The organism is Acinetobacter sp. ANC 4169 (assembly GCF_002135355.1).
In the GTDB taxonomy this organism is placed as follows: Bacteria; Pseudomonadota; Gammaproteobacteria; order Pseudomonadales; family Moraxellaceae; genus Acinetobacter.
In genome coordinates this window covers 145,340-168,240 of the sequence record NZ_NEGE01000002.1, presented here as the reverse complement: position 1 = coordinate 168,240, position 22,901 = coordinate 145,340, and the positions used below count along the sequence as shown (strand labels likewise).

Genomic DNA, 22,901 nt, shown 5'->3' with positions numbered 1-22,901 from the left:
TATTCGTTATTCATAAGCGTGATGATAAAATTATGAAGATATGCTTAACACTTAAGTTGATGGACAAAGCATTCAACCCAGGTTTTTCGCTCCATGCATTTCTCCTCATGAATGTTGAAAACCGCGTGAATGCCCCGATTTTATTTGGATAGATGTTCGTTGGAATAAAACCGTAATTTCAGTATAGGTTCCTAAAAATTTTAAAAGCACTTCAATATTTTGATGCGAAGTCTTCACACAAGGAAAGCAATATGCCTATTTATAACGCACCCCTTAAAGACATGGAATTTATTTTAAATGATGTATTTAAGGCAGATGAATTCTGGAAGGGCAATGAAAATCTGGCTCATTTAGATATGGCAACGGCTAACGCGATTTTAGAGGAAATGGCCAAGTTTTCTAAAAACGTCATCCTCGATTTAAACCGCAGCAGTGATGAAGAAGGCGGCGCACAGTTTAATAATGGTGTGGTGACCACGCCTAAAGGATTTAAGGAAGCATTTAAACAGTTTGCTGAAGGTGGCTGGGTTGGTCTGGGTGCATCTGAAGAATGGGGCGGCCAGGGCATGCCTAAAATGCTGACGGTACTGGCTGATGAAATGATCTGGAGTACTAACCCATCATTTATGCTCTACCCATTACTGACTGTGGGTGCAGGTATGGCCATTAATGACCGTGCTTCTCAAGAACAGAAAGAAACCTATTTACCTAAATTTTATACCGGAGAATGGTCAGGGACCATGTGCCTGACCGAACCACATTCCGGTACCGATCTGGGCATTATTAAAACCAAAGCTGAACCGAATGAAGATGGCTCTTTCAACATCACCGGGACCAAAATCTTTATTACCAGCGGTGAACACGACCTGTGTGAAAACATCATCCATCTGGTTCTGGCAAAAACCCCGAATGCACCAGCTGGCTCACGTGGTATTTCCTTATTCATCGTGCCGAAATTCCATGTCAATGCAGATGGGTCAGTAGGTGAACGTAATGCGGTGGCAGCGGGTTCAATCGAACACAAAATGGGGATCAAGGGATCTGCGACTTGCGTGATGAACTTTGACGGTGCCAAAGGTTATATCGTAGGTAAGGAAAACGAAGGCTTGGCAGCCATGTTCGTGATGATGAACTACGAACGTTTATCCATGGGTATTCAAGGGATTGGTGCAGCAGAATACGCTTACCAGAATGCTGCGCAATATGCGACTGACCGTTTGCAAGGCCGTGCAGCAACCGGTGCAAAATCGCCAGAAAAACCAGCCGATTCCATTTTGGTGCATGGCGATGTGCGCCGTATGTTGTTGAATGTCCGTGCCAATAACGAAGCATCACGTGCCTTTGCGGTCTATGTCGGTCAACAGCTCGACATTACCAAATACTCAACCGATGCTGAAGCAGTCCGTAAAGCCAATGACCGTGTTGCACTGCTCACCCCAATTGCAAAAGCTTACTTAACCGACAAGGCGCTCGATTCAAGCCTGGAAGCACAAATGGTGTTTGGTGGTCATGGTTATATTCGTGAATGGGGCATGGAACAGTGTATTCGTGACCTGCGTATTTCACAAATTTACGAAGGCACCAACGGCGTTCAGGCGATTGACCTGATTGGCCGTAAAACCATCAAATGTGGTGGTGCATATGTTGCTGAATACATCGCAGAAATTCGTGAATTTGCCCAAGGTCTGGATGATGCATTGACGATTAAATCTGCTGTATTAGACGCCTGTACACAAGTTGAAGACATTACTGCCTTTATTGTGACTCAGGCGAAAACAGCACCTGATTTTGCCAATGCCGTGGCAGTGGATTACTTGCATGTTGTGGGACTGCTCAGCTTTGTTTATATGTATGCGCGTATTAGCCAGGCCGCTCAACCCAAGGCTGAAGCGTTCTTCCAGAACAAGCTGGTGTTGGCGCAGTACTATGTGGCCAAAGTTTTACCGGACTTGGCAGCACGTGTACAACGTATTCAAGCTGGTGCCGATGTGGTGATGCAGTTGCCAGAGGAGTACTTTACTGCTCAATCTTAAATTTGGCATTACGCTTTAATACAGGCTTTAACAAAGATGGAAATGATATGGGCTGAGTGTTCAGCTCATGTCACACAACAAAATATATAAATTAGGATGGAAAAAATGATTGTTATCGTAAATGGTGTTCGTACAGCAATGGGTGGCTTCCAGGGTGCGCTTTCTTCCTGTACAGCACCAGATTTAGGTGCAGCAGCCATTAAAGAAGTTGTTGCACGTTCTGGTTTACAACCGACAGATATTGATGAAGTAATTTTTGGCTGCGTACTTCCAGCCGGTTTAAAACAGGGGCCGGCGCGTCAGGCTATGCGTCAGGCGGGTTTACCCGACACCACAGGTGCAACCACCATTAATAAAATTTGTGGTTCAGGCATGAAAGCGGTGATGCAGGCTGCCGATGCCGTAAAAGCGGGTTCCGCTGAGATTGTGGTCGCAGGCGGCATGGAGTCAATGAGTAATGCGCCATATCTACTCGATAAAGCCCGTGCCGGTCACCGTATGGGTCATGGAAAAATTACCGATCACATGTTCCAGGAAGGCCTGGAAGATGCGGAAACTGGTCTTTCCATGGGTGTACTTGCCCAGCAAATGGCCGACAAGAAAGGATATACCCGTGAACAGCAAGATGCCTTCGCGATCAGCTCATTGAATAAAGCAGTGACTGCCATCAACAATGGTTATTTTAAGGAAGAAATCGTGCCTGTAACCGTGACTTCGCGTAAAGGTGATGTGGTGGTTGAGCAAGATGAACAGCCGCTAAATGCCAAGGCCGATAAAATACCGACTTTACGTCCGGCATTTAAAAAAGATGGCACCATTACCGCTGCCAATTCCAGCTCCATTTCAGATGGTGCATCCGCTTTAGTCATCACTTCAGACGACATTGCTGCACAGCGTGGTTTGGCTCCAGTAGCCAACATTGTGGCTTATGCTTCAAATTCACAGCACCCGACAGAGTTCAGTATTGCACCAGTCGGCGCGATAGAAAAGGTTTTGAAAAAAGCCGGTTGGGACGCTAAAGACGTAGATCTGTGGGAAATCAATGAAGCATTTGCCATGGTCACCATGGCGGCGATGGATGCTTTTGATTTAGATCCGGCAAAAGTAAACATTAACGGTGGTGCCTGTGCACTCGGCCATCCATTGGGCTCATCAGGTTCGCGCATTATTGTGACCTTATTGCATGCCTTAAAACGCACGGGCGGCAAAAAGGGTATTGCTGCGCTATGTATTGGTGGTGGTGAAGCAACCGCAGTTGCAGTTGAACTCCTTTAAAATCTTCATAAAATAGATTTATAAGTAACGCATTTAATCAGCAATAAAAGCCACCATTCCAGCACGCTGGGATTGTGGCAAAAAAATACGCTTATTTTTGAGATTTTTATTATGAATGGTTTAGATCGCATTCGCTTAGTCTCCCTTCGCGACAAAGTTATGTCAGCTGAACAAGCGATTGAATTGATTCAAGACGGTGCTGTAGTGGGTTTAAGTGGTTTTGGTGGTGCAGGTGAGGCAAAAACTGTACCTTTGGCTTTGGCTGAACATGCCAAACAACATCCATTAAAAATTACCCTCGCTACAGGTGCAAGCTTAGGCAATAGAATTGACGGCCGTCTAAATGAAGCCCATGCGATTGCGCGCCGTTATCCGTATCAGGCCGATCCTGGCCTGCGTAAAGCAATCAATGCTGGCGAAGTAATGTATATCGATCAGCATTTGTCTGAAATGGCCGATAATATCCGCCATCACAACTTGCCGTCGATTAATGTGGCAGTGATTGCAGCCACCGCCATTACTGAAGATGGCCAGATTATTCCAACCGGTTCTTGCGGTAACTCGGCAAACTTTGTGGAAATGGCAGATCAGGTCATTATTGAAATTGACAATACCATTAATCCAATCCTGGAAGGGGTACACGATATTTATGTACCCAAAGCCCGTCCAAACCGTTCACCGATTCCCTTGATTCATGCGGGCGACCGGATAGGAACGGTGGGCATTCAGGTGAGTCCGGAAAAAATTGCAGCCATTGTACTGAACGACCTTCCCGATACTTCCTTTAACATGGATGAACCGGATCAGGATACCTTGGCCATTGCCAAACACCTGATTCAGTTTTTTGAAGGCGAAGTGGCAGCAGGGCGTTTACCGCAAAATCTGGGCCCGCTACAGTCAGGTGTCGGTTCAATTGCCAATGCAGTTTTTTCAGGTTTTGAACATTCTAATTTCCATCATCTGGAAATGTATTCCGAAGTTCTACAGGACTGTACTTTTGACTTGATCGATTCGGGCAAAATGACCTTCGCTTCAGGTTGTTCCATGACCTTGTCGGATTCTTGTGCACAACGTGTGATGCAGAATTTTGAGCAATATAAAGACAAGATTGTGCTGCGTCCGCAGGAAATTTCCAATAATCCTGAAATCATTCGCCGTTTGGGAATTATTGCCATTAATACCGCACTGGAGTTCGATATTTACGGCAACGTCAATTCGACCCATGTCACCGGCACCAAAATGATGAACGGAATTGGCGGTTCAGGCGACTTTACCCGTCATGCCCATTTGGCGATTTTTGTGACCAAATCGGTTGCCAAAGGCGGAGCCATTTCTTCCGTAGTACCGATGGTGAGTCATACTGACCATACCGAACATGATATTGATGTTTTGGTGACAGAAAACGGTCTGGCGGATTTACGCGGCCTTGCTCCACGTGAACGTGCCCGTAAGATTATCGATTTATGTGCGCATCCTGATTATCGCGATGCTTTAAATGATTACTTCGACCGTGCTTGTAAGCGTGGTGGGCAAACGCCGCATCTGCTGGAAGAAGCCTTGTCCTGGCATGCCAAATTTGAAGAAACCGGAAGCATGCATAAAACTGCATAAATGCAGCTAAATGTATAAAACAAAACCCATCTCATGATGTAATGCCAGTCAGTTAATAAATTGACTGGCATTTTCTTTTTTAAATTCATCACTGTAGTTGATATGTGGAAAAGTCATCCGCAACTGTTTGAGGCCGGACTACATTAAAAAGTGATTGTTTTTGCGATAAATTTGCTAATTGATAGTGGCTGACGAGTTTTGCGGATGACAAATGCCTTTGGTTACTTTGGGCGAAACCAAAGTAACAAATGGGCTGCAAGGGTTTGATTTAAAATGGTAAGGCTCCGCCATGAATTATTAAAAAATTAAAGAGTTTATTTCTAAACTCCTTAACTGATCAGCATTAATCTCATGATGGGTTTTTTTAATTTCTAATTTAATTCTAACCCAAGTTTTTATGAATGAAATGTGGAGAGAATTTTCAAAAAATGACCAAAGCAAAACAGAGCGAGTACGGCTGAAACGCTTTGCCTACAACAAGCCACTTCATCAGCAGCGTGTTGTTCCTATAATGGCCGCGTCGCAACACTCAAGGTCTTAAGTTTTGAAATATCTTCAATATTTTTCAGCAATCTCATTATTACTGCTGTTAACTGCTTGTAGCACAGAAGCACCCGATTATCAGGGAACCTGGAACAATACCTTAGAAAATCCACAGCTTGAAAATTCACTGGTGATTGCCAAAAATGGTGATAATTATTTCATTACCAATACCTTAAAAGATAAAGCCACCGGTAAAACAGAAAAGAAAAATCCGGTGCCTGCCTCAGTGGGCAAGAGTGGTTTTCTTCAGGTCAATGCCGGTGCCGGCATGGTTGATTTTGCGATTGACGAAAAAACCGGAAATCTGGTGGGTTCAGGCTCAATCTATAAAAAAGCCAAATAATCATTCAAGTAGTGTATCTACAGAAGCTGCCATGAACACGGATGATTCATGGCATCTTATTTAGTTTACGAAGCTTTTTATTTTATGAAACTTAATAAGGCTGCAAAATCTTCTACAAAATAATCTGCTTTGGCTTTAATTTCTTCAATTTCATGCGTTGAATATTGATCATAGATGGCCACCACATCGATTCCTGCATTGTTGGCAGCTTCAACCCCAATCAAAGAATCTTCAATAATCAGGCAGTCCTCAGCTTGAACATCAAAATGCTGAAGTGCTTTTAAATACATTTCTGGGTGTGGTTTGATGTTTTCGACATTTTCACGCGTTAACATGCTGTCAAAATCATCATTAAAACTGATCTTTTGATTAATATTCTGGTTGTTGTCCTGATAACGCTGAATATTGTACACACTGGTAGTGGTGGTCAGTGCCAGTTGCATACCTTGATGTTTCAGCGCTTGAATCAAAAGTTCCGCTTGGGGTTTAAGCTCCACCACGTGATCCAGAAAATGCCGTGAAATAGCATAACGGCGGGTTTTTACCTCTTCTTTGCCCAGATCAAAACCATAGAGCTCATTTAAATAAGCACAGTATTCCAAATATGGATCAGCGGATTGTCTAAAAATTTTCAGCTGAAGATCGCGTTGTTGCTGAATTGCGTTGAGATCTACCTCAATATTCGATAATTGTTGAATCAGGGTTGCATCGACCTGATTCCAGATTCCGACTGAATCAATAAGCGTTCCATCCAAATCAAAACAAATTAACTTCTTCCCTTGAAACATTTTTATCTTACATGTGGTTTGAATGAGCCGAATTATATCTGGTTTGAATCAGCAGATCGGTTAAAGTACAAAACTTTTCCAGTTTCAACGGTGATTGGAAAATCGTTTTTCAAGCTGTTCAAATAGCATTTGCATGCCTTGAGTTGCGGTTTGAGGAATCAAATGATATTGCGTGGGGACACGAAGATGATCGGCTTTAGGATCGATATAATAGGCTTCACATGTTGCAGGTATTTCATGAATCAGTCCTGCAACTGGGTAAACCACTAGACTGGAGCCGATCACAATAAAAATGTCGGCATTCTGAACCAGTTGAATGGCCTGTTCATAAGCAGGAACAGCTTCGCCAAACCAGACCACATGCGGACGTAGCGGATAGCCTTGCGGACATTTATCGCGTTGCAGGTTTAGTTCCCAGCCTTGAATCGGATAGAAAATCTCAGAATACTGTGCCCCCGGTGCAGAGCTTTTAGCCAAGCGGATATTGCCATGTAAATGTAAAACATGACGATTTCCTGCACGCTCATGCAAGTCGTCTATATTTTGGGTAATCACATGACACTCTGCAAAGTCTTGGATTTTGGCAATAAGTTGATGGGCTAAATTGGGCTGTGCTTCCAAAATACTTTTGCGCCGTGCATTATAGAAACGCTGCACCAACTCCGGATTTCTTTGCCAGGCTTCCGGTGTCGCGACTTCTTCAATCTTGTGGTTTTCCCAAAGTCCATCATGATCGCGAAAGGTATTTATTCCACTTTCTGCACTCATTCCTGCACCGGAAAAGATCACGATTTTTGGCATTTCTATCGATTCACTATTTTAAATTTTTAATCAACTTAGCATAAAATATTGATGTTTTTTTATAGGTGTTATTGAACAGTTTAATTTTATTGTTCGCCGCTATAAAACTAAGCCCCACTCATTAGCAGGGCCTAGGAATTTCATTTTTCACATTAAGCGATAAACTGCTGAACAGCCTGATTGAACTCGTTTGGACATTCAATATTTGAAATATGCGACGCATTAATTTCAAACAAAGCGCTATTTTTAATATGATTGACCATATATTGACCGTCTGAAACGGTAGTGACAGGGTCTTTTTGACCTGCAATAACCAGTACCGGTACACGAATTTCTTTTAACTGTTCACATAAATCTGCTTTTGCCAAAGCCTCACAACAACTAGCATAACCTTCCGGGCTACCCAGACCCAGTTCATTTGAAAGTTTTGCAACAATTGGTGCATTGCTTTCAATAAAGCCTTCAGTAAACCAGCGCCCGGCTGCGGTTGAGGCAATAGGCTGTAAACCTTGTTCACGTACCAGTGCTGCACGCTCAAGCCACGCTTGTTCCTGCCCAATTTTGGCTGCAGTGTTGCAAACAATCACATGGCTAAAACGTTCGGGTCTGTTAATGGCTAACCATTGGCCAGTTAAACCACCCATGGAAATACCACAGAACACCGCTTTCTGGATATTCAGGTGATCAAGCAGATTTACGACATCCTGACCTAGCTGTTCAAGGCTATAAGGGCCTTTGGGCGCCGATGATGCACCATGACCGCGGGTGTCATAACACACCAGATAGAACTCATTTTTGAGCGCATCAATTTGCGGCTGCCACATGCTGTATTGGGTCCCCAGTGAATTTGAGAACACCAGTGCAGGTTTGGCCTGGTCACCAAAAGTCTGGTAATTGATCTGGGCATCGTTAGATGTAAATGTTGGCATTTTTTTAAATCCTTAATCTTATAAATCCCCCTGAATCCCCCTTTATGAAAGGGGGACTTTTAATGAGGATTAAACACGTTCAATAATCAAGGCAATGCCTTGACCGACACCAATACACATTGAACATAGGCCGTATCTACCCCCGGTTTGTTCCAACTGGTTCAGTGCAGTAGTGACTAATCGTGCACCCGATGCACCGAGGGGATGACCAATCGCAATCGCGCCACCATTTGGATTGACTTTCTCTGAGCCATCCTCTAAACCTAAGTCACGAGTGACTGCCAAGGCTTGTGCGGCAAAAGCTTCATTCAGCTCAATGACATCCATCTGCTCTAAAGTCAGACCGGTTTGTTTCAACAGCTTTTTAATCGCAGGTGCCGGGCCAAAGCCCATGATGCGAGGTTCAACACCCACCACGGTTGCACCAATAATTTTGGCCCGTGGTTTTAAACCATACTGTGCTACAGCATCATCCGAAGCAATCAGCAGCGCTGCGGCACCATCGTTAATTCCTGATGCATTACCCGCCGTTACCGTACCTTCGGCTTTCACCACCGGTTTCAGTTTATTTAAACCTTCTAATGTTGTTGAAGCCCGTGGATGTTCATCGCTATCCACGACAACAGGCTCGCCTTTACGCTGTGGAATCACCACAGGCACGATTTCGTTGGCAAAGAAACCTTTGGCTTGTGCTGCTGCTGTGCGTTGCTGACTTGAGAAAGCAAACTGGTCTTGGTCTGCACGGTTAATGTTGAACTGTTCAGCGACATTTTCAGCCGTTTGCGGCATGGTTTCCACACCATACATTTCTTTCAGTTTTGGATTGATAAAACGCCAGCCCATGGTGGTGTCTTCAAGCTTCTGGCTGCGGCCAAAGGCACCTTCAGATTTACCCATCACCAAGGGTGCACGGCTCATGGATTCCACACCACCGGCAATAATCAGGTCTGCTTCACCGGCCTTAATGGCACGTGCGGCCATCGCCACCGCATCCAGCGATGAACCACATAAACGGTTGACGGTCGTTGCCGGCACCTGATACGGCACACCGGCAAGCAGTGCCGACATCCGGCCGACATTACGGTTGTCTTCACCGGCCTGGTTGGCGCAGCCGTAAATCACGTCATCCACTTTCTCAAAGTCAACCGATGGATTGCGTTGCATCAAAGCCTTAATTGGCAGCGCACCAAGGTCGTCGGCACGAACAGGAGCGAGGCCACCGGCATAACGGCCAAATGGCGTACGGATGGCATCGATAATATAGGCGTTTTTCATTTATTAAATCCTTAAAACCTTTTAATCCCCCTAAATCCCCCTTTAAAAAAGGGGGACTTTTCCTCCCTTTCTTGTGCTGAGTTTTAAAAGCAGTGCTTTAAAACTCGCTCAGGGAGGTTAGGAGGGATTTTTTAACCCTGAGTCGCATCAATCAGTTTGGCGCCAGTCAATGACTGCAATTCTTCAAAGCTCAGGCCTTCGACTTTCTCAATCACTTTCATGCCATCGCTTGTAACATCAATCACGCACAGGTCGGTATAGATGCGGTCGACACATTTCAGGCCAGTGGCAGGGTAAGAAAGTTCTGCCACGATTTTTGGCTCGCCTTTTTTAGTGACGTGATCGGTGGTGATGAAAACTTTCTTTGCACCTACAGCTAGATCCATCGCACCGCCTACAGCCGGAATCGCATCAGGAGCACCGGTATGCCAGTTGGCCAGATCACCATTTTCAGCTACCTGAAAAGCGCCCAGTACCGCAATATCCAGATGACCACCACGCATCATCGCGAAGGAATCGCCATGATGAAAATACGCGCCGCCCTGTAATAAAGTCACAAACTCTTTACCGGCATTGATCAGTTCCGGGTCTTCCTGACCTTTCGCCGGCGGTGGACCGAAGGCCAGCAAGCCATTTTCAGAGTGTAGAAACACGTCTTTGTCTTTTGGTAAGTAATTGGAAATCTTGGTCGGCAAGCCAATGCCCAGGTTCACATAAGCACCATCGGGAATGTCTTGTGCCACACGCTCTGCAATTTGATCGCGGGATAGTTTGCTATAGCTCATTTTTTAATCCTCACGTAATTAAGCAGATTGCTCAAGGGGTTTCGTGCCAACAGCAACGACGTGCTGTACAAAAATACCCGGGGTAATAATGTGTTCGGGATCGAGTGCACCCAGTTCTACCACTTCTGCAACTTGCGCAATGGTCACATCTGCAGCCATCGCCATGATCGGGCCAAAGTTACGCGCCGACTTGTTATAGACCAGGTTGCCCCAGCGGTCGCCCTGATGCGCCTTGATCAAGGCAAAATCCGCCTTGATCGGGTTTTCCAGTACAAAGTCCTTGCCTTCATAGTTCAGGGTCGGTTTGCCTTCAGCCAGCAAAGTACCAAAACCGGTCGGCGTATAAATGGGGCCAAGACCCATGCCAGCGGCCTGGATACGGCAAGCCAGATTGCCTTGCGGCACCAGTTCTAGTTCAATTTTTCCGGCACGGTAAATTTCATCAAACACGTAGGAGTCGGACTGACGCGGGAAAGAACAGATAATCTTGCGTACTGCACCGGTTTTAAGCAGCTTGGCTAAACCATAGTCGCCATTGCCGGCATTGTTATTCACAATGACCAGATCTTTCACTCCAAGTTCGATTAAACCGTCGATCAGTTCAGCCGGTTGTCCAGCCGTACCAAAACCACCAATCATGATGGTGGCACCATCTTTAATCTGGGAGAGCGCGTCGCTGAGAGACGCTGTACTTTTATCAATCATAGTTTTTCCTGACGCAATAATGGCGTTTCTTGATTAGACATTGAATGAGGAGGCGGGGTGTCTGCTTTTTTACTCAGCATGACATGGGCAATTAAGCCAATACAAATTCCCCAAAATACGGAACTGAGACCTAAGAAGTGCATGCCAGAGGCAGTGGCTAAAAATGTTATCAGTGCGGCATCTCGCTGATGTTCATCTTTCATGGCTGTTGTAATATTGATGCCAATTGCACCCAGCAAAGCCAAGCCGGCCAATGCGGCGACCAGTTCTTTAGGCAGTAAGCTGAATAACATGACGATGCTGCCGGCAAATAAACCGCCTAGAATGTAAAAAATGCCGTTGGCAATCCCGGCGATATAACGTTTTTCTTTCAGTTCATGCGCATCTTTACCCATACACAAGGCTGCGGTAATGGAAGCCAATACAATGGTAATCCCGCCAACACAAGCCACCGCTAATGAAGCAATACTGGTGGCTGTAATGATGGGTTTGGCCGGCGTGTCATAACCGCTGAGTTTCATGATGGCCATACCCGGTAGAAACTGCCCGGACAGACTGACCAAAATTAAGGGAATGGCAAAATTCAGCATGCCGTTCAGGGTCCATTCAGGCGCAATAAATTGTGGAATAACCAAGCTAAAGTTCATTTCCACCGGATTCATTTTGCCCAGTACCAGACTTAAGATTACACCGGTGATCAAGACCCAAAGCATGCTATAACGCGGTGAAATCCGTTTAGACACTAAAAACACCAGCAGCATGCTAAATACAATCCACGGCATACTGTCTGTGGCAGTAAAGAGTCCCAGACCAAACTGGAACAGAATTCCCGCCATCATCGCGGCAGCAATAGACTGCGGAATCCAGTGTAATAATTTGTCGAAGTAGCCACTTAAGCCAATGAATAAAATCACTAAAGCAGCCGTAATGTAGGCTGCTATGGCTTCATTCAAACTTAAACCTGGAAAAAGGGTCACCAATAAGGCGGTACCGGGCGCAGACCATGCGGTAATTACGGGTACTTTGTATTTAATCGATAAAAAAATGCCGGCGACTGCCGCCCCGATGGAAATACCCCAGATCCAGGAGATCATCATCTCGGAGGAGACATTGGCTTTTTGTGCAGCCTGAAAGAAGATGATCAGTGGCCCTGAATAGGAAATCAGCACAGCCAGAAATCCTGCGACTGTTGCTGAAAGTGACCAATCATCTTTTAAAGTTTTAAACAGGGATGCCATTGGGCTATTGCCTCCATGCGTAGATTTCAATGATCCTGTTGAATTTTGATGAGATCAGGTTTAACCCTGATCGCCACCACCTACAGGGACCACAGTTCCTGTCATATATGAAGATTCATCTGAAGCCAAAAATACGATGGCATTGACTTGCTCTTGAATGGTGCCGTAGCGGCCCAAGAAAGTACGATCAATGGTTTGATCAACCACTTCTTGCATCCAGGCTTGTTCAGATTCGGTTAATGGATTGGCATTGCGTGGTACTTTACGAGGAGGTGCTTCAGTTCCACCGGTAGCCACTGCATTGACACGAATACCATCTTTGGCATGTTCAAAGGCGAGGGCAGCAGTTAAACCATTTACCCCGCCTTTAGACGCAGAGTAAGGCACGCGGTTAATCCCGCGAGTGGCAATCGATGATACGTTTACAATGGCACCTTTCTGATTTTTAATCATTTCAGTTAACACTGCGCGGCAGCACCATAGCGTTGGGAACAATGAACGGTTTACTTCCTTGAGAATTTCTGCTTCAGAAAATTCTTGGAAAGGTTTCATCCAGATTGCGCCACCCACGTTATTGATCAGGACATCAACACGACCATAAGTCGCTATTGCTTTTTCAACAACGGACTGTGCACCTGCAAAGGTTTCCAGGTCGGCATTGATGGTGACAGCATCGCCACCTAGTTCTTCAATTTCCGCTAACACTTCTTGCACATAAGGAGAAAGGTCAGCCATGACCACCTGTGCGCCTTCGCTTGCCACTTGTAAAGCTACACCGCGACCAATGCCTTGCGCAGCACCAGTGACAATCACGACTTTATCTTGAAATCTTTGACGATCAGACATTTGATTGATTCCCGAATTAGTTTGCAGAGAATTTTTCAAATAAGAAGCTTGCAGGTTTAACGCCTTCTGCATCTAACCAGCCACGTACAGCTTCTACCATCGGAACAGGACCACACAGATAGATATCGACATCACCTGCATTTAACCAGTCATTTTCAATATGACCGGTCACATAACCTTTACGTTCATGCGCAGATTCCGGGTTGGCAATAACGGTACGATATTCAAACCAAGGGAATTTTTCTTGCAGTTCATTCAGTTTTTCAATCGCTACCAAGTCAAAGTCATTGGTCACACCAAACACCAAACGTACCGGATGTTCTGAACCTTTTTCTTCTAAAACTTGCAGCATTGACATAAATGGTGCAATACCTGTACCACCTGCCAGCATTAATACCGGGCGGGTTACAGGACGTAGGTAGAAGCTGCCAAATGGACCGGCAAACGTCATTTTGTCGCCCGCTTTGGCATTGCTGCTTAAGAACTCGCTCATTTGGCCATTCGGTACGTTACGAACCACGAAGCTGGTTAAACGGTTACCTGGTTTAGAGCTGAAAGAATACGAACGGGTTTCTGTCGTGCCCGGAATACCCACGTTGACATATTGACCTGCCAGGAAGTGAATGTCCGGTTGACCTTCGTCTAACTGGATATCAAAAGTGATGGTTGAATCTGATAGTTTTTCAACACGCTCAAGCGTACCCTGAAAGGCGTGAATTTCAGTTTTACAAACTTCCGATGAAGCTTGAATCTGGAATACTGCATCTGAAGTCGGTTTACACTGGCAGGCCAAAATGTAGCCTTCAGCTGCTTCTTCAGGGGTTAATGCATCTTCAATATAGGTTTCTTCAGGCATGTCAAACGAACCTGACTCGCAAAACGCACGGCATGTTCCACAAGCACCATCACGGCAGTCCAGAGGAATATTGATCTTTTGACGGTAAGCTGCATCAGACAAAGTTTCGCCTTGAACGACACTGATAAAACGTGTAACGCCATCTTCAAATTGAAGAGCAACATTTAAGTTTGACATGGCTGAATATCCTATATAAATCTTTAAATCTGGAACTTTCAGCCAAATTTCCATATGGCTGAAAGGTTTTACCTGGCTGTCTGAACAGTCTTAGAGGTGATAAATATCGATCACCTGGTTGATGTAATCGTTTTTCAGCACTACGTATTTGTTCAAGATTTTGAACTGCTCGCCTGAACAATCAATTACATAACGTGACATGCCGAAGTAGCTGTAATTGGTTTTGTAACGGAAACTTAAGGTGTTCCAGTTAAAACGAACCGTCACTTGATTACCGTTTTGCTCAACAATCTCAATATTGCAGATGTTGTGGCTGGTACGGGTGTCGGGCATGGTTGCAGAAGAACGTTCAGTCTTGATACGGAATACACGGTCTTCTAAACCTTGACGGTCAGGGTAATAAATCAATGAAATTTCTGACTCTGGGTCTGTGGTCAGCTTGTCGTCATCGTCCCAAGCTGGCATCCAGAAAGAAGCAGTAGGGGCATAACAAGTTAACCAGTCATCCCACTGTTCATCATCCAGAAAGCGCGCTTCTTGATACAGGAATTGAGCAATATTTTCTAAAGTAATCGTGCTCATGCGTTTTCTCCTTCAGTTGCAGCAAGTTCTTTTTCAGAAGTAATCGCTTCTTTCATCAGATGTAACCAGTGTTCATGCTGAGCCAGATACAAACCTTCATCTTCAGTTTTAATGCCTGAAAGTTTTGGTTTTAAACCAATTTCATTGGCTGCATCATCTGGACCTTGAATCCAATGCTTGGAACCACGGCTCATATCATTCCATTCAAGCGCAATACCTGCATATCCGGCTTGGCATGCACGGAATTCTTCCAGGTCATCCGGAGTTGCCATGCCTGAAGCATTAAAGAAGTCTTCATACTGGCGAATACGGCGGGTACGTGCTTCTTTGTCTTCACCCACAGGGGCGATACAGTAAATAGTGACTTCAGTCTTAGAGGGAGATAAAGGACGAAGTACACGAATTTGTGAACCGAACTGATCCATAAAATAGACGTTTGGATAAATACACAGGTTACGAGAACGCTCGATCATCCATTTCGCCATTGCAGCACCGAATTTCTCGGTATATTCCGCGGCTTTCGGGAAGTTTGGACGGTCTTCAGGATTGCCCCATTGAGTCCAAAGCAGCATGTGACCATTGTCAAAGCCGTAAGAACCACCACCTTGTTTGCCCCAAGATCCTGCACTCATTGCGCGGACATTATCACCAGCTTCTTTTTCTTTACGCTGTTGAGTTGTGGCTGCATAGTTCCAGTGAACGGCAGAAACGTGGTAACCATCGGCACCATTTTCGGCAGTGAGCTTCCAGTTACCTTCATAGGTATAAGTAGACGCACCACGTAAAACTTCAAGACCTTGATCAGACTGATCAACAATCATGTCCATAATTTTGGTTGCTTCGCCAAGATATTCTTCTAGTGGTGGAACATCCGGATTTAAGCTGCCAAACAGGAAACCTTTATAGCTTTCAAAACGGGCCACTTTCTTAAGATCGTGAGAACCGTCTTTGTTAAAGCAGTCTGAATAGCCTGCATCAGTAGGATCTTTAACTTTGAGCAATTTACCCGAGTTGTTAAATGTCCAACCGTGGAAAGGGCAAGTATAAGTTGCTTTATTGCCTTTCTTATGACGGCAAAGTTGTGCGCCACGGTGTGAACAGGCATTGATCATGGCATTCAGTTCACCTTGACGGTTGCGCGCAATGATGATCGGTTGGCGACCCATATGGGTGGTGTAAAAATCATTATTATTCGGAATTTGGCTCTCATGTGCCAAGTAAACCCAATTGCCTTCAAAGATATATTTCATCTCTAAATCGAATAAGGCCTGATCTGTGAAGACTGAACGATGAAGCTTAAATTCACCGGTTTCATAGTTTTCAACAAGTAATTCATCAATGCGATCGAGATGGCTGGTGTTAATTACAGGGATACGAGGCATGTCCGTTCTCCGACTTTCCAAATTTAGGCAAGTCCCCGAAATGTCATTAAATTGACATCTCGGTTCCTTATCATGAGCTCATTAAGCGCTTGCGCGACGACGTTCAACTTCAGTCGATGGTGCTGCAGCTTGTTCTTTTACAAGTTCAACATTGAACTGAATGTGTTTGAATGGTTTATTCAGGCCACGTTTTGCAATTTCAGCTTCGTCTGTTACATCAACAGCAGTTGCGACTAAACCTTCACGGGTTGCAAATGCAAAGTCATCCCAAAGGTACTTGTCGCCTTCGATGTTAAATTGCGTGGTTAATTTGCGGTAGCCCGGTGCAGAGATGAAATAGTGCACGTGCGAAGGGCGGTTACCGTGACGACCAAGTTTGTCTAAAACAAATTGAGTCGTGCCTTCTGGAGGGCAGCCATAACCGACTGGCATGGTGGTTAATGCGGTGTATTGACCATCAGCACCGGTAATAATGCTGCGACGCAAGTTAAAATCAGATTGTGATTTGTCAAAGAACGAGTAGTTCCCCAAGCTGTTGGCATGCCAGATTTCAACTTTAGCACCTTCAATGAGGTTGCCTTGGGTATCCGTTACCGTACCTTCAATGATTAAAGTCGGGATTTTGCCTTCTTCAGAACCGTCATCCATACGGGCAAAGCTTACCGATTCCGGTGCACCAGCGACATATAGTGGACCTTCAATAGTACGTGGTGTACCGCCAGTAATGCCTGCTTTGGCATCTGCTTCATCTGCACGTAAATCTAGATAGTGCTCTAGACCTAAACCTGCCGCCAAAAGACCCAATTCATTGGCTTGACCTGCATCAGTCAAATATTCCAGACCTTTCCACAACTCAGATTGTGAGATATCAAGGTCTTCGATCGCTTGGAAAAGATCACCCAATAAACGCACAACAACCTGTTGTACACGTTCATCGACTGGCTTTGTCGCTGTGTCGACATTCATTTCTTTTACAAGTGCATCAATTTCTTGGCGATTCATACTATTGCTCCTGAAGTATGTATACATTTTTGGGTGGCAGGCTGTTTAGCGTTTATATTGGCTGGCTAAAGCTGGCTGGCCACAATCCTTGTCATTACCCTTTAAGGGTGCTTTTTTTTGCAGCGGGTGAATAAATTCACCCTTTTGCATATTGTTAAAATTAGCGGTCGTCTTCACGAATAGAGGAAGGGTGGCGATTTAAAGCCATCACTTCAATATTCATATACGGATATAGGGGAAGACCTTGTAAAATGTTGTGCAGTTCTTCGTTGCTTTCGACATCGAAAATACTGATGTTTGAGTACTGACCGGTGATGCGCCAGATATGACGCCATTTACCTTGATGCTGTAAGTCCTGCGAATAAGCTTTTTCAACCGCTTTAATGTCGTTGGCTTTATCGCTTGGCATATCTAGCGGAATATTTACATCCATACGTACTTGGAAAAGCATGTCTAATTCCTTTAATTACTGACGACGTAAGTTGTCAATTTTGTCTAAATCCAGTTCGATACCTAAACCGGGTGCAGTCGGTAAAACCAACTCATAGTTTTGATATTGAAGCGGTGTTTTTAAAATTTCTTCGGTCAGTAGCAGTGGACCAAATAACTCTGTGCCGTAGGCCAGGCTTTCAAAAGTAGAAAACACATGCGCTGAAGCAATCGTACCGACCGGTCCTTCAAGCATGGTGCCACCGTACAGGTCAATGCCTGCAAGTCTGGCAATTTTTCCAACTTCACAACCTTCAATCAGACCACCTGACTGGGCAATCTTTACTGCAAACACTGATGCACCGTTGTTACGTGCAATCTGATAAGCACTCTGCGGACCGTATAATGATTCATCCGCCATAATGGCAATATCGAAGCGACGGGTTAAACGCTGCATTGCATCCAGATTTTCAATCGCACACGGTTGTTCAATCAGGTCGACACCGCCATCCTGCAATAACTGAATGCCTTTAACCGCTTCAAGTTCTGACCAGGCACGATTGACATCGACACGAATCGAGATGTCTGAACCCAAAGCTTTCTTGATTGCTAAAACATGGGCAACATCGTCTTCAACAGGACGTGAACCAATTTTGAGCTTGAATACGTTATGACGTTTCAGCTCAATCATTTTTTTCGCTTCGGCAATGTCTTTCTCAGTATTACCTGAAGCAAGCACCCAAAGTACCGGCACGCTATCACGCAGACGGCCACCGAGGATTTCACTTAACGGCAAACCTAAGCGTTGTGCCTGAATATCCAGTAATGCAGTTTGAATGGCACATTTAGCAAAACGGTTACCATTGATATTGCGTTTAAGGGTTTTAATCGTTTGAGCGATATTTAGACCGGTAAGGCTTTTTAATAACGGTGCAAAATAAGTCTCAATATTGGTTTTAATACTTTCAGGACTTTCTTCCCCATAGCCCAAGCCGCCAATAGTGGTCGCTTCACCCCAACCGGTAAAACCATCTTCAGTCGTGACTTTCACCAACACTAATGTTTGGGTTTGCATCGTCGCCACCGCCATCTTGTGTGGGCGAATGGTTGGAATTTCCACCAGCAACGTTTCTATGGATTTATACATCTTTGAGCTTCTCAATCTTGCTTTGTGTATCTCTTGTGATATACCTTAAAAGAATAGATAAACACTGTCTAAGATCAATTTTGCATTTTATTATGCTTTAAAGGTATGGAATATCATGGAACTGAGACATTTACGCTACTTTGTGGCCGTCGTAGAAGAGCAGAGTTTCACCAAGGCGGCGGAAAAACTGTTTATTGCTCAACCACCTTTAAGCCGACAGATACAGAACCTTGAAGCAGAGCTGGGAATCCAGCTTTTTGAGCGAGGTAGCCGACCATTATTAACCACTGAAGCCGGTCAATTCTTTTATCAGCATGCGGTTAAACTTTTGTCTAATGCAGAAGAAATTAAAGCCATGACCCAGCGGGTGGGAATGGTCGAAAAAACCGTAACCATGGGTTTTGTCGGTTCGCTGCTATATGGTTTACTGCCGAAAATTGTCTATTTATTCCGTCAGCAGCAACCGCATTTAAAAATTGAACTGATTGAAATGAGCACCAAAGATCAGATTCAAGCCCTTAAAGAAGGGCGTATAGATGTAGGCTTTGGTCGGCTACGAATTTCTGATCCTGCAGTGAGACGGGTGCTTTTACGTGAAGAGCCTTTAATGGTCGCGGTGCATTCCAGTCATCCACTTGCCACGCAAAAGAAGGGCGTTTTTCTGACCGACATTGTGGATGAGAACCTGTTTTTATATCCAAGTCATCCCAAACCTAATTTTTCCACCCAGGTGCGATCACTTTTTTCAGAATATGGTCTCGATCCTAAAAGTCTCAAAGAAGTTCGCGAAATTCAGCTGGCTTTGGGTCTGGTTGCCGCAGGTGAAGGCATTTGCGTGGTTCCGGAAAGCGCTAAAACCATACAGTTACCGCATTTGCACTATATTCCGATACTCGATGATGCTGCGGTCAGCCCGATATTTCTGGCGATTCGCAGCATGGATGAAAGTGAAGATATCCGTTCATTATTTGATTGTATTTATCAGGTTTATGACCTCGAAGCGATTGTTTATGACCGTGCGGTGATTTAACCGGTTGAGGTCTGATTTGCATACAATTATTCGTATGCTCATTCCTAAATCAAAGCGTGATTTCTGAAATATGCCTACTGATCAAGTGCTTAGATTTGATCAGTAGGCATATTTTTTATAGGAAAATAAAGCTCGAAATAAAAAATAAAATGTCACAACCAACAGCATTCAGTTTTTAGATATCTATAAGGTATTGTTTTCGTTTTTAATAACGCAAATCTAACTTTTAAGGTATGAATATATATGTAATCGGTTTTGGACAAGAAAAACACTTTGCTGCATTGTTGCCTCAAATCTAAAGATTCATATGCAGGAGCGCAAAGTGAATACCAATAAACTGAACATAAACACTTTAGTGGATGAAGCCAAATTTACCCCTTTTCATTGGGGAGTCCTGATTTGGTGTTTAATGATTATTATTTTCGACGGTTATGATTTAGTCATTTATGGCGTCGTTTTACCGATTTTAATGCAAGAGTGGGCACTCAGCACCGTACAGGCAGGTCTGCTTGCCAGTACCGCATTATTCGGCATGATGTTTGGTGCCATGAGTTTCGGAACACTCTCAGATAAACTGGGCCGTAAAAAGACCATCATGATCTGTATCGCTATTTTTAGTGGCTTTACTTTTATGGGTGCATTTGCCACCACACCGACTGAATTTGGAATTTTACGCTTCCTGGCAGGGTTAGGTATTGGTGGGGTCATGCCAAACGTGGTGGCGCTGATGACTGAATATGCCCCTAAACGTATTCGCAGTACCCTGGTGGCCATTATGTTTAGTGGTTATGCCATTGGCGGTATGGCTTCTGCCTTGTTAGGTGCATGGCTGGTGGCAGATTATGGCTGGAAAATCATGTTCTATATCGCCAGTATTCCGTTATTTACCTTGCCGTTAATTTGGAAATACCTTCCAGAATCATTGATGTTTTTGACCAAAAAGGGCGAAACAGAAAAAACCCGTATCATTGTGAAAAAAATTGCGCCTGAACAAGAGATTGGCCCACAAACGGCGTTTGTTCTGAATGAACCGACTGTGGGTGATGACGCACCATTACGCGCTTTATTTCAGCAAGGCCGCATGTTCAGTACCTTAATGTTTTGGGCAGCCTTCTTTATGTGCCTGCTGATGGTTTATGCGCTAGGCAGCTGGTTGCCAAAATTGATGATTCAGGCCGGCTATTCATTGGGTGCAAGTCTGATGTTCCTGTTCGCCTTAAATATCGGCGGCATGATCGGTGCAATTGGTGGCGGAGTTTTAGCAGATAAATTCCATTTAAAACCGGTACTGAGCACGATGTTCACTGTGGGTGCGATTGCTTTAATCCTGCTTGGTTTTAACAGCCCGCAAGCCGTGCTGTATATTCTGATTGCGATTGCTGGTGCTGCAACCATCGGTTCACAGATTCTGCTTTATACCTTTGTTGCACAGTTTTATCCAGCCGCAGTTCGTTCGACAGGTATGGGCTGGGCATCAGGAATTGGACGAATTGGTGCCATTGTTGGGCCAGTCTTGACCGGCACTTTACTGACCTTTGAATTACCGCACCAAATGAACTTCTTGGCTATCGCGATTCCAGGAATTATTGCAGCCATTGCGATTTATCTGGTGAATTTAAAAGCGTCTGTGGATGGTGCAAAACAGCAGTCACAGCCAAATATGCTGAATAAAACCAATACCGCTAAAAATTTAGCCAGCTAAAATCGGGTCGCCTGCAGGATGTCAGGCGACCTTTTTTATTTATATATGGAAACACGTCATTCATTTGACGGGATAGAGGTCAGGATGAACACTCAAAACAATCTTTTTAAATTAAAAACTTTAGTCTTGGCTGTAGGATTAAGCAGCACAGCTTTAGTCCATGCACAATCGGCCACTGAAGTCGAACAACTGCGAAAAGAAGTCAAAGAACTGCGCAGTTTAATCGAACAATACGCCACACAATCCAAGCAACAAGGCGAGGAGATAAAGTCTTATCAAGCCCAAGTTTCAGCTTCACCGATTCAAGCTACTGAAAAAAAACCAGCGAAAGATAAAAAAGGTCTAGCCATGAGCCTGGGTGGGGCAGAAGTCAGTTTTTATGGCAATGTGCGTGCTGATGCGTCTTATCAGGCGGAAGGTGGCGCTGCATCCCGACTTTATAACCAGATTAATACGGTACCGCTTGAGGGCACAGGAGAACGTAGCGATGAATTTAAATCGACACTTTCTGCGACACGTTTAGGCATGGATTTTAAAACCGCAACCTCTCAGGGGGATGTCGGAGGCAAGGTTGAAGTTGATTTCTTGGGTGGGCCGAATTTTGATAACTTGCGTATCCGTCATGCTTACTTAACTTATGCCGACTGGTTAATTGGTCAAACCTGGTCAAACTTTGCGGTTCCAGATTATATGCCTGAAACCGTTGACGCATTGGCTTATGTAGGCGGGTCTGTGAAACGTACTCCCCAGGTGCGTCATACCACCAAATTTACGCCAAAAACCAATCTGGTTATGGCACTTGAAGATCCGAAAAATGCTTCAATTACGCAACGTTTACCGGCTTTAACTGCACGTTTAAACCATCAATTTGCCAATAATTTTAATGTCAGTGCACGTGCCATGGGGCATGAAAAACGTGTCAATAATAATGAAGAAATGGCATGGGGTGTGGGCTTAGGCGCTAAATATGAAGTGATTCCCGGAACGACTTTAAAAGCAGACTACTATCATGTCAAAGGCGACAGCAGCTTTGTTTCATATAGCAATAGCGGGGTCGTGGCACAAGCAGAGGGTGGCCTGGTTCAGAGCGAATTTGATTCGGTTACTGTAGGTTTGACCCAACAGTTTAATGAAAAACTGCGTGGCACCGTAGGTTATGGCTATATGACTTTTGATGAAAATCAAGATTATATTAATGCCTTAACCAATAAGACTGCAGCCAATAAAGATTTATGGCAAGCTTGGGCAAATGTTTTTTATAGCCCAACCAAACCTTTAAGCTTTGGTCTTGAATACGTTTATGGCGAGCGTGAGGCTTTTGCTGCTGCACCCAATGGTAGCAAAACCGGTGAAGATAACCGCCTGAATGTTGTTGCGATCTATAACTTTTAATTTTTTATAGCGACCCATTAAGAAAGCCCC

21 protein-coding genes are annotated in these 22,901 nt (G+C 44.5%); 7 read left to right on the top strand and 14 right to left on the bottom strand.

The genetic code is table 11. The features are described 5' to 3' along the window. Positions 1–251: 251 nt before the first annotated feature. From B9T26_RS02180 to B9T26_RS02165, 4 genes are all read left to right on the top strand, one after another. On the top strand, positions 252–2,033 hold the full coding sequence (locus tag B9T26_RS02180) for an acyl-CoA dehydrogenase C-terminal domain-containing protein (protein ID WP_086198172.1): 1,782 nt from the start codon (positions 252–254) through the stop codon (positions 2,031–2,033). A 105-nt stretch (positions 2,034–2,138) separates the two neighbouring features. Next, positions 2,139–3,308: a thiolase family protein gene (locus tag B9T26_RS02175; RefSeq protein WP_086198171.1), complete on the top strand. Its 1,170-nt coding sequence runs from the start codon at positions 2,139–2,141 to the stop codon at positions 3,306–3,308. Positions 3,309–3,419: 111 nt separating this feature from the next. Then, the gene (locus tag B9T26_RS02170; RefSeq protein WP_171262917.1) at positions 3,420–4,919 is read left to right on the top strand and encodes an acetyl-CoA hydrolase/transferase family protein; all 1,500 of its coding nucleotides are present in this window, start codon (positions 3,420–3,422) and stop codon (positions 4,917–4,919) included. Positions 4,920–5,463: 544 nt separating this feature from the next. Further along, positions 5,464–5,805 (top strand): hypothetical protein, encoded by a 342-nt coding sequence (locus B9T26_RS02165; RefSeq protein ID WP_086198170.1) that lies wholly within the window; start codon positions 5,464–5,466, stop codon positions 5,803–5,805. A gap of 77 nt (positions 5,806–5,882) precedes the next feature. Here B9T26_RS02165 and B9T26_RS02160 read toward each other — a convergent pair whose 3' ends face one another. The 14 genes from B9T26_RS02160 to B9T26_RS02095 all read right to left on the bottom strand — a co-directional run bounded on the left by B9T26_RS02160 (position 5,883) and on the right by B9T26_RS02095 (position 18,747). Then, positions 5,883–6,593 carry an HAD family hydrolase gene (locus B9T26_RS02160; protein WP_086198169.1) on the bottom strand — a complete coding sequence of 237 codons (711 nt, stop codon included), beginning with the start codon at positions 6,591–6,593 and terminating at the stop codon, positions 5,883–5,885. Between the two features lie 84 nt (positions 6,594–6,677). Continuing rightward, positions 6,678–7,394, bottom strand: coding sequence for an SIR2 family NAD-dependent protein deacylase (locus tag B9T26_RS02155; RefSeq protein ID WP_086198168.1), 717 nt, complete (start codon positions 7,392–7,394; stop codon positions 6,678–6,680). Positions 7,395–7,546: 152 nt separating this feature from the next. Continuing rightward, positions 7,547–8,323, bottom strand: a complete 777-nt coding sequence (gene pcaD / locus B9T26_RS02150) for a 3-oxoadipate enol-lactonase (RefSeq protein ID WP_086198167.1) — start codon at positions 8,321–8,323, stop codon at positions 7,547–7,549. A 69-nt stretch (positions 8,324–8,392) separates the two neighbouring features. Continuing rightward, positions 8,393–9,598 (bottom strand): 3-oxoadipyl-CoA thiolase, encoded by a 1,206-nt coding sequence (gene pcaF / locus B9T26_RS02145; protein ID WP_086198166.1) that lies wholly within the window; start codon positions 9,596–9,598, stop codon positions 8,393–8,395. Between the two features lie 131 nt (positions 9,599–9,729). Next, on the bottom strand, positions 9,730–10,383 hold the full coding sequence (locus B9T26_RS02140) for a 3-oxoacid CoA-transferase subunit B (protein ID WP_086198165.1): 654 nt from the start codon (positions 10,381–10,383) through the stop codon (positions 9,730–9,732). An 18-nt stretch (positions 10,384–10,401) separates the two neighbouring features. Then, positions 10,402–11,088, bottom strand: coding sequence for a 3-oxoacid CoA-transferase subunit A (locus tag B9T26_RS02135; RefSeq protein WP_086198164.1), 687 nt, complete (start codon positions 11,086–11,088; stop codon positions 10,402–10,404). Then, positions 11,085–12,326, bottom strand: a complete 1,242-nt coding sequence (gene benE / locus B9T26_RS02130; RefSeq protein ID WP_086198163.1) for a benzoate/H(+) symporter BenE — start codon at positions 12,324–12,326, stop codon at positions 11,085–11,087. The genes B9T26_RS02135 and benE overlap by 4 nt, the downstream gene beginning before the upstream one ends. Positions 12,327–12,386: 60 nt before the next feature. Continuing rightward, on the bottom strand, positions 12,387–13,172 hold the full coding sequence (locus tag B9T26_RS02125) for a 1,6-dihydroxycyclohexa-2,4-diene-1-carboxylate dehydrogenase (RefSeq protein ID WP_086198273.1): 786 nt from the start codon (positions 13,170–13,172) through the stop codon (positions 12,387–12,389). A gap of 16 nt (positions 13,173–13,188) precedes the next feature. Then, a complete protein-coding gene (gene benC, locus B9T26_RS02120; protein ID WP_086198162.1) occupies positions 13,189–14,205 on the bottom strand; it encodes a benzoate 1,2-dioxygenase electron transfer component BenC in 1,017 nt (338 codons plus the stop codon). Between the two features lie 90 nt (positions 14,206–14,295). Further along, on the bottom strand, positions 14,296–14,787 hold the full coding sequence (gene benB, locus B9T26_RS02115; protein ID WP_086198161.1) for a benzoate 1,2-dioxygenase small subunit: 492 nt from the start codon (positions 14,785–14,787) through the stop codon (positions 14,296–14,298). Beyond that, positions 14,784–16,169 carry a benzoate 1,2-dioxygenase large subunit gene (gene benA, locus B9T26_RS02110; RefSeq protein ID WP_086198160.1) on the bottom strand — a complete coding sequence of 462 codons (1,386 nt, stop codon included), beginning with the start codon at positions 16,167–16,169 and terminating at the stop codon, positions 14,784–14,786. The genes benB and benA overlap by 4 nt, the downstream gene beginning before the upstream one ends. 81 nt (positions 16,170–16,250) lie before the next feature. Then, entirely contained in the window at positions 16,251–17,171 is a 921-nt protein-coding gene (gene catA, locus B9T26_RS02105; RefSeq protein WP_086198159.1) for a catechol 1,2-dioxygenase, read from the bottom strand. Between the two features lie 160 nt (positions 17,172–17,331). Next, on the bottom strand, positions 17,332–17,622 hold the full coding sequence (gene catC, locus B9T26_RS02100; RefSeq protein WP_086198158.1) for a muconolactone Delta-isomerase: 291 nt from the start codon (positions 17,620–17,622) through the stop codon (positions 17,332–17,334). A gap of 15 nt (positions 17,623–17,637) precedes the next feature. Continuing rightward, positions 17,638–18,747 carry a muconate/chloromuconate family cycloisomerase gene (locus B9T26_RS02095; RefSeq protein ID WP_086198157.1) on the bottom strand — a complete coding sequence of 370 codons (1,110 nt, stop codon included), beginning with the start codon at positions 18,745–18,747 and terminating at the stop codon, positions 17,638–17,640. A 115-nt stretch (positions 18,748–18,862) separates the two neighbouring features. Between B9T26_RS02095 and B9T26_RS02090 the strand changes: the two genes are divergently transcribed. The 3 genes from B9T26_RS02090 (at position 18,863) to B9T26_RS02080 (ending at position 22,871) form a co-directional block, all read left to right on the top strand. Beyond that, positions 18,863–19,777: a LysR family transcriptional regulator gene (locus tag B9T26_RS02090; RefSeq protein ID WP_086198156.1), complete on the top strand. Its 915-nt coding sequence runs from the start codon at positions 18,863–18,865 to the stop codon at positions 19,775–19,777. 322 nt (positions 19,778–20,099) lie between these two features. Continuing rightward, a complete protein-coding gene (locus B9T26_RS02085) occupies positions 20,100–21,479 on the top strand; it encodes an MFS transporter (protein ID WP_086198272.1) in 1,380 nt (459 codons plus the stop codon). A gap of 84 nt (positions 21,480–21,563) precedes the next feature. After that, positions 21,564–22,871: a DcaP family trimeric outer membrane transporter gene (locus tag B9T26_RS02080; protein ID WP_086198155.1), complete on the top strand. Its 1,308-nt coding sequence runs from the start codon at positions 21,564–21,566 to the stop codon at positions 22,869–22,871. Positions 22,872–22,901 lie beyond the last annotated feature (30 nt).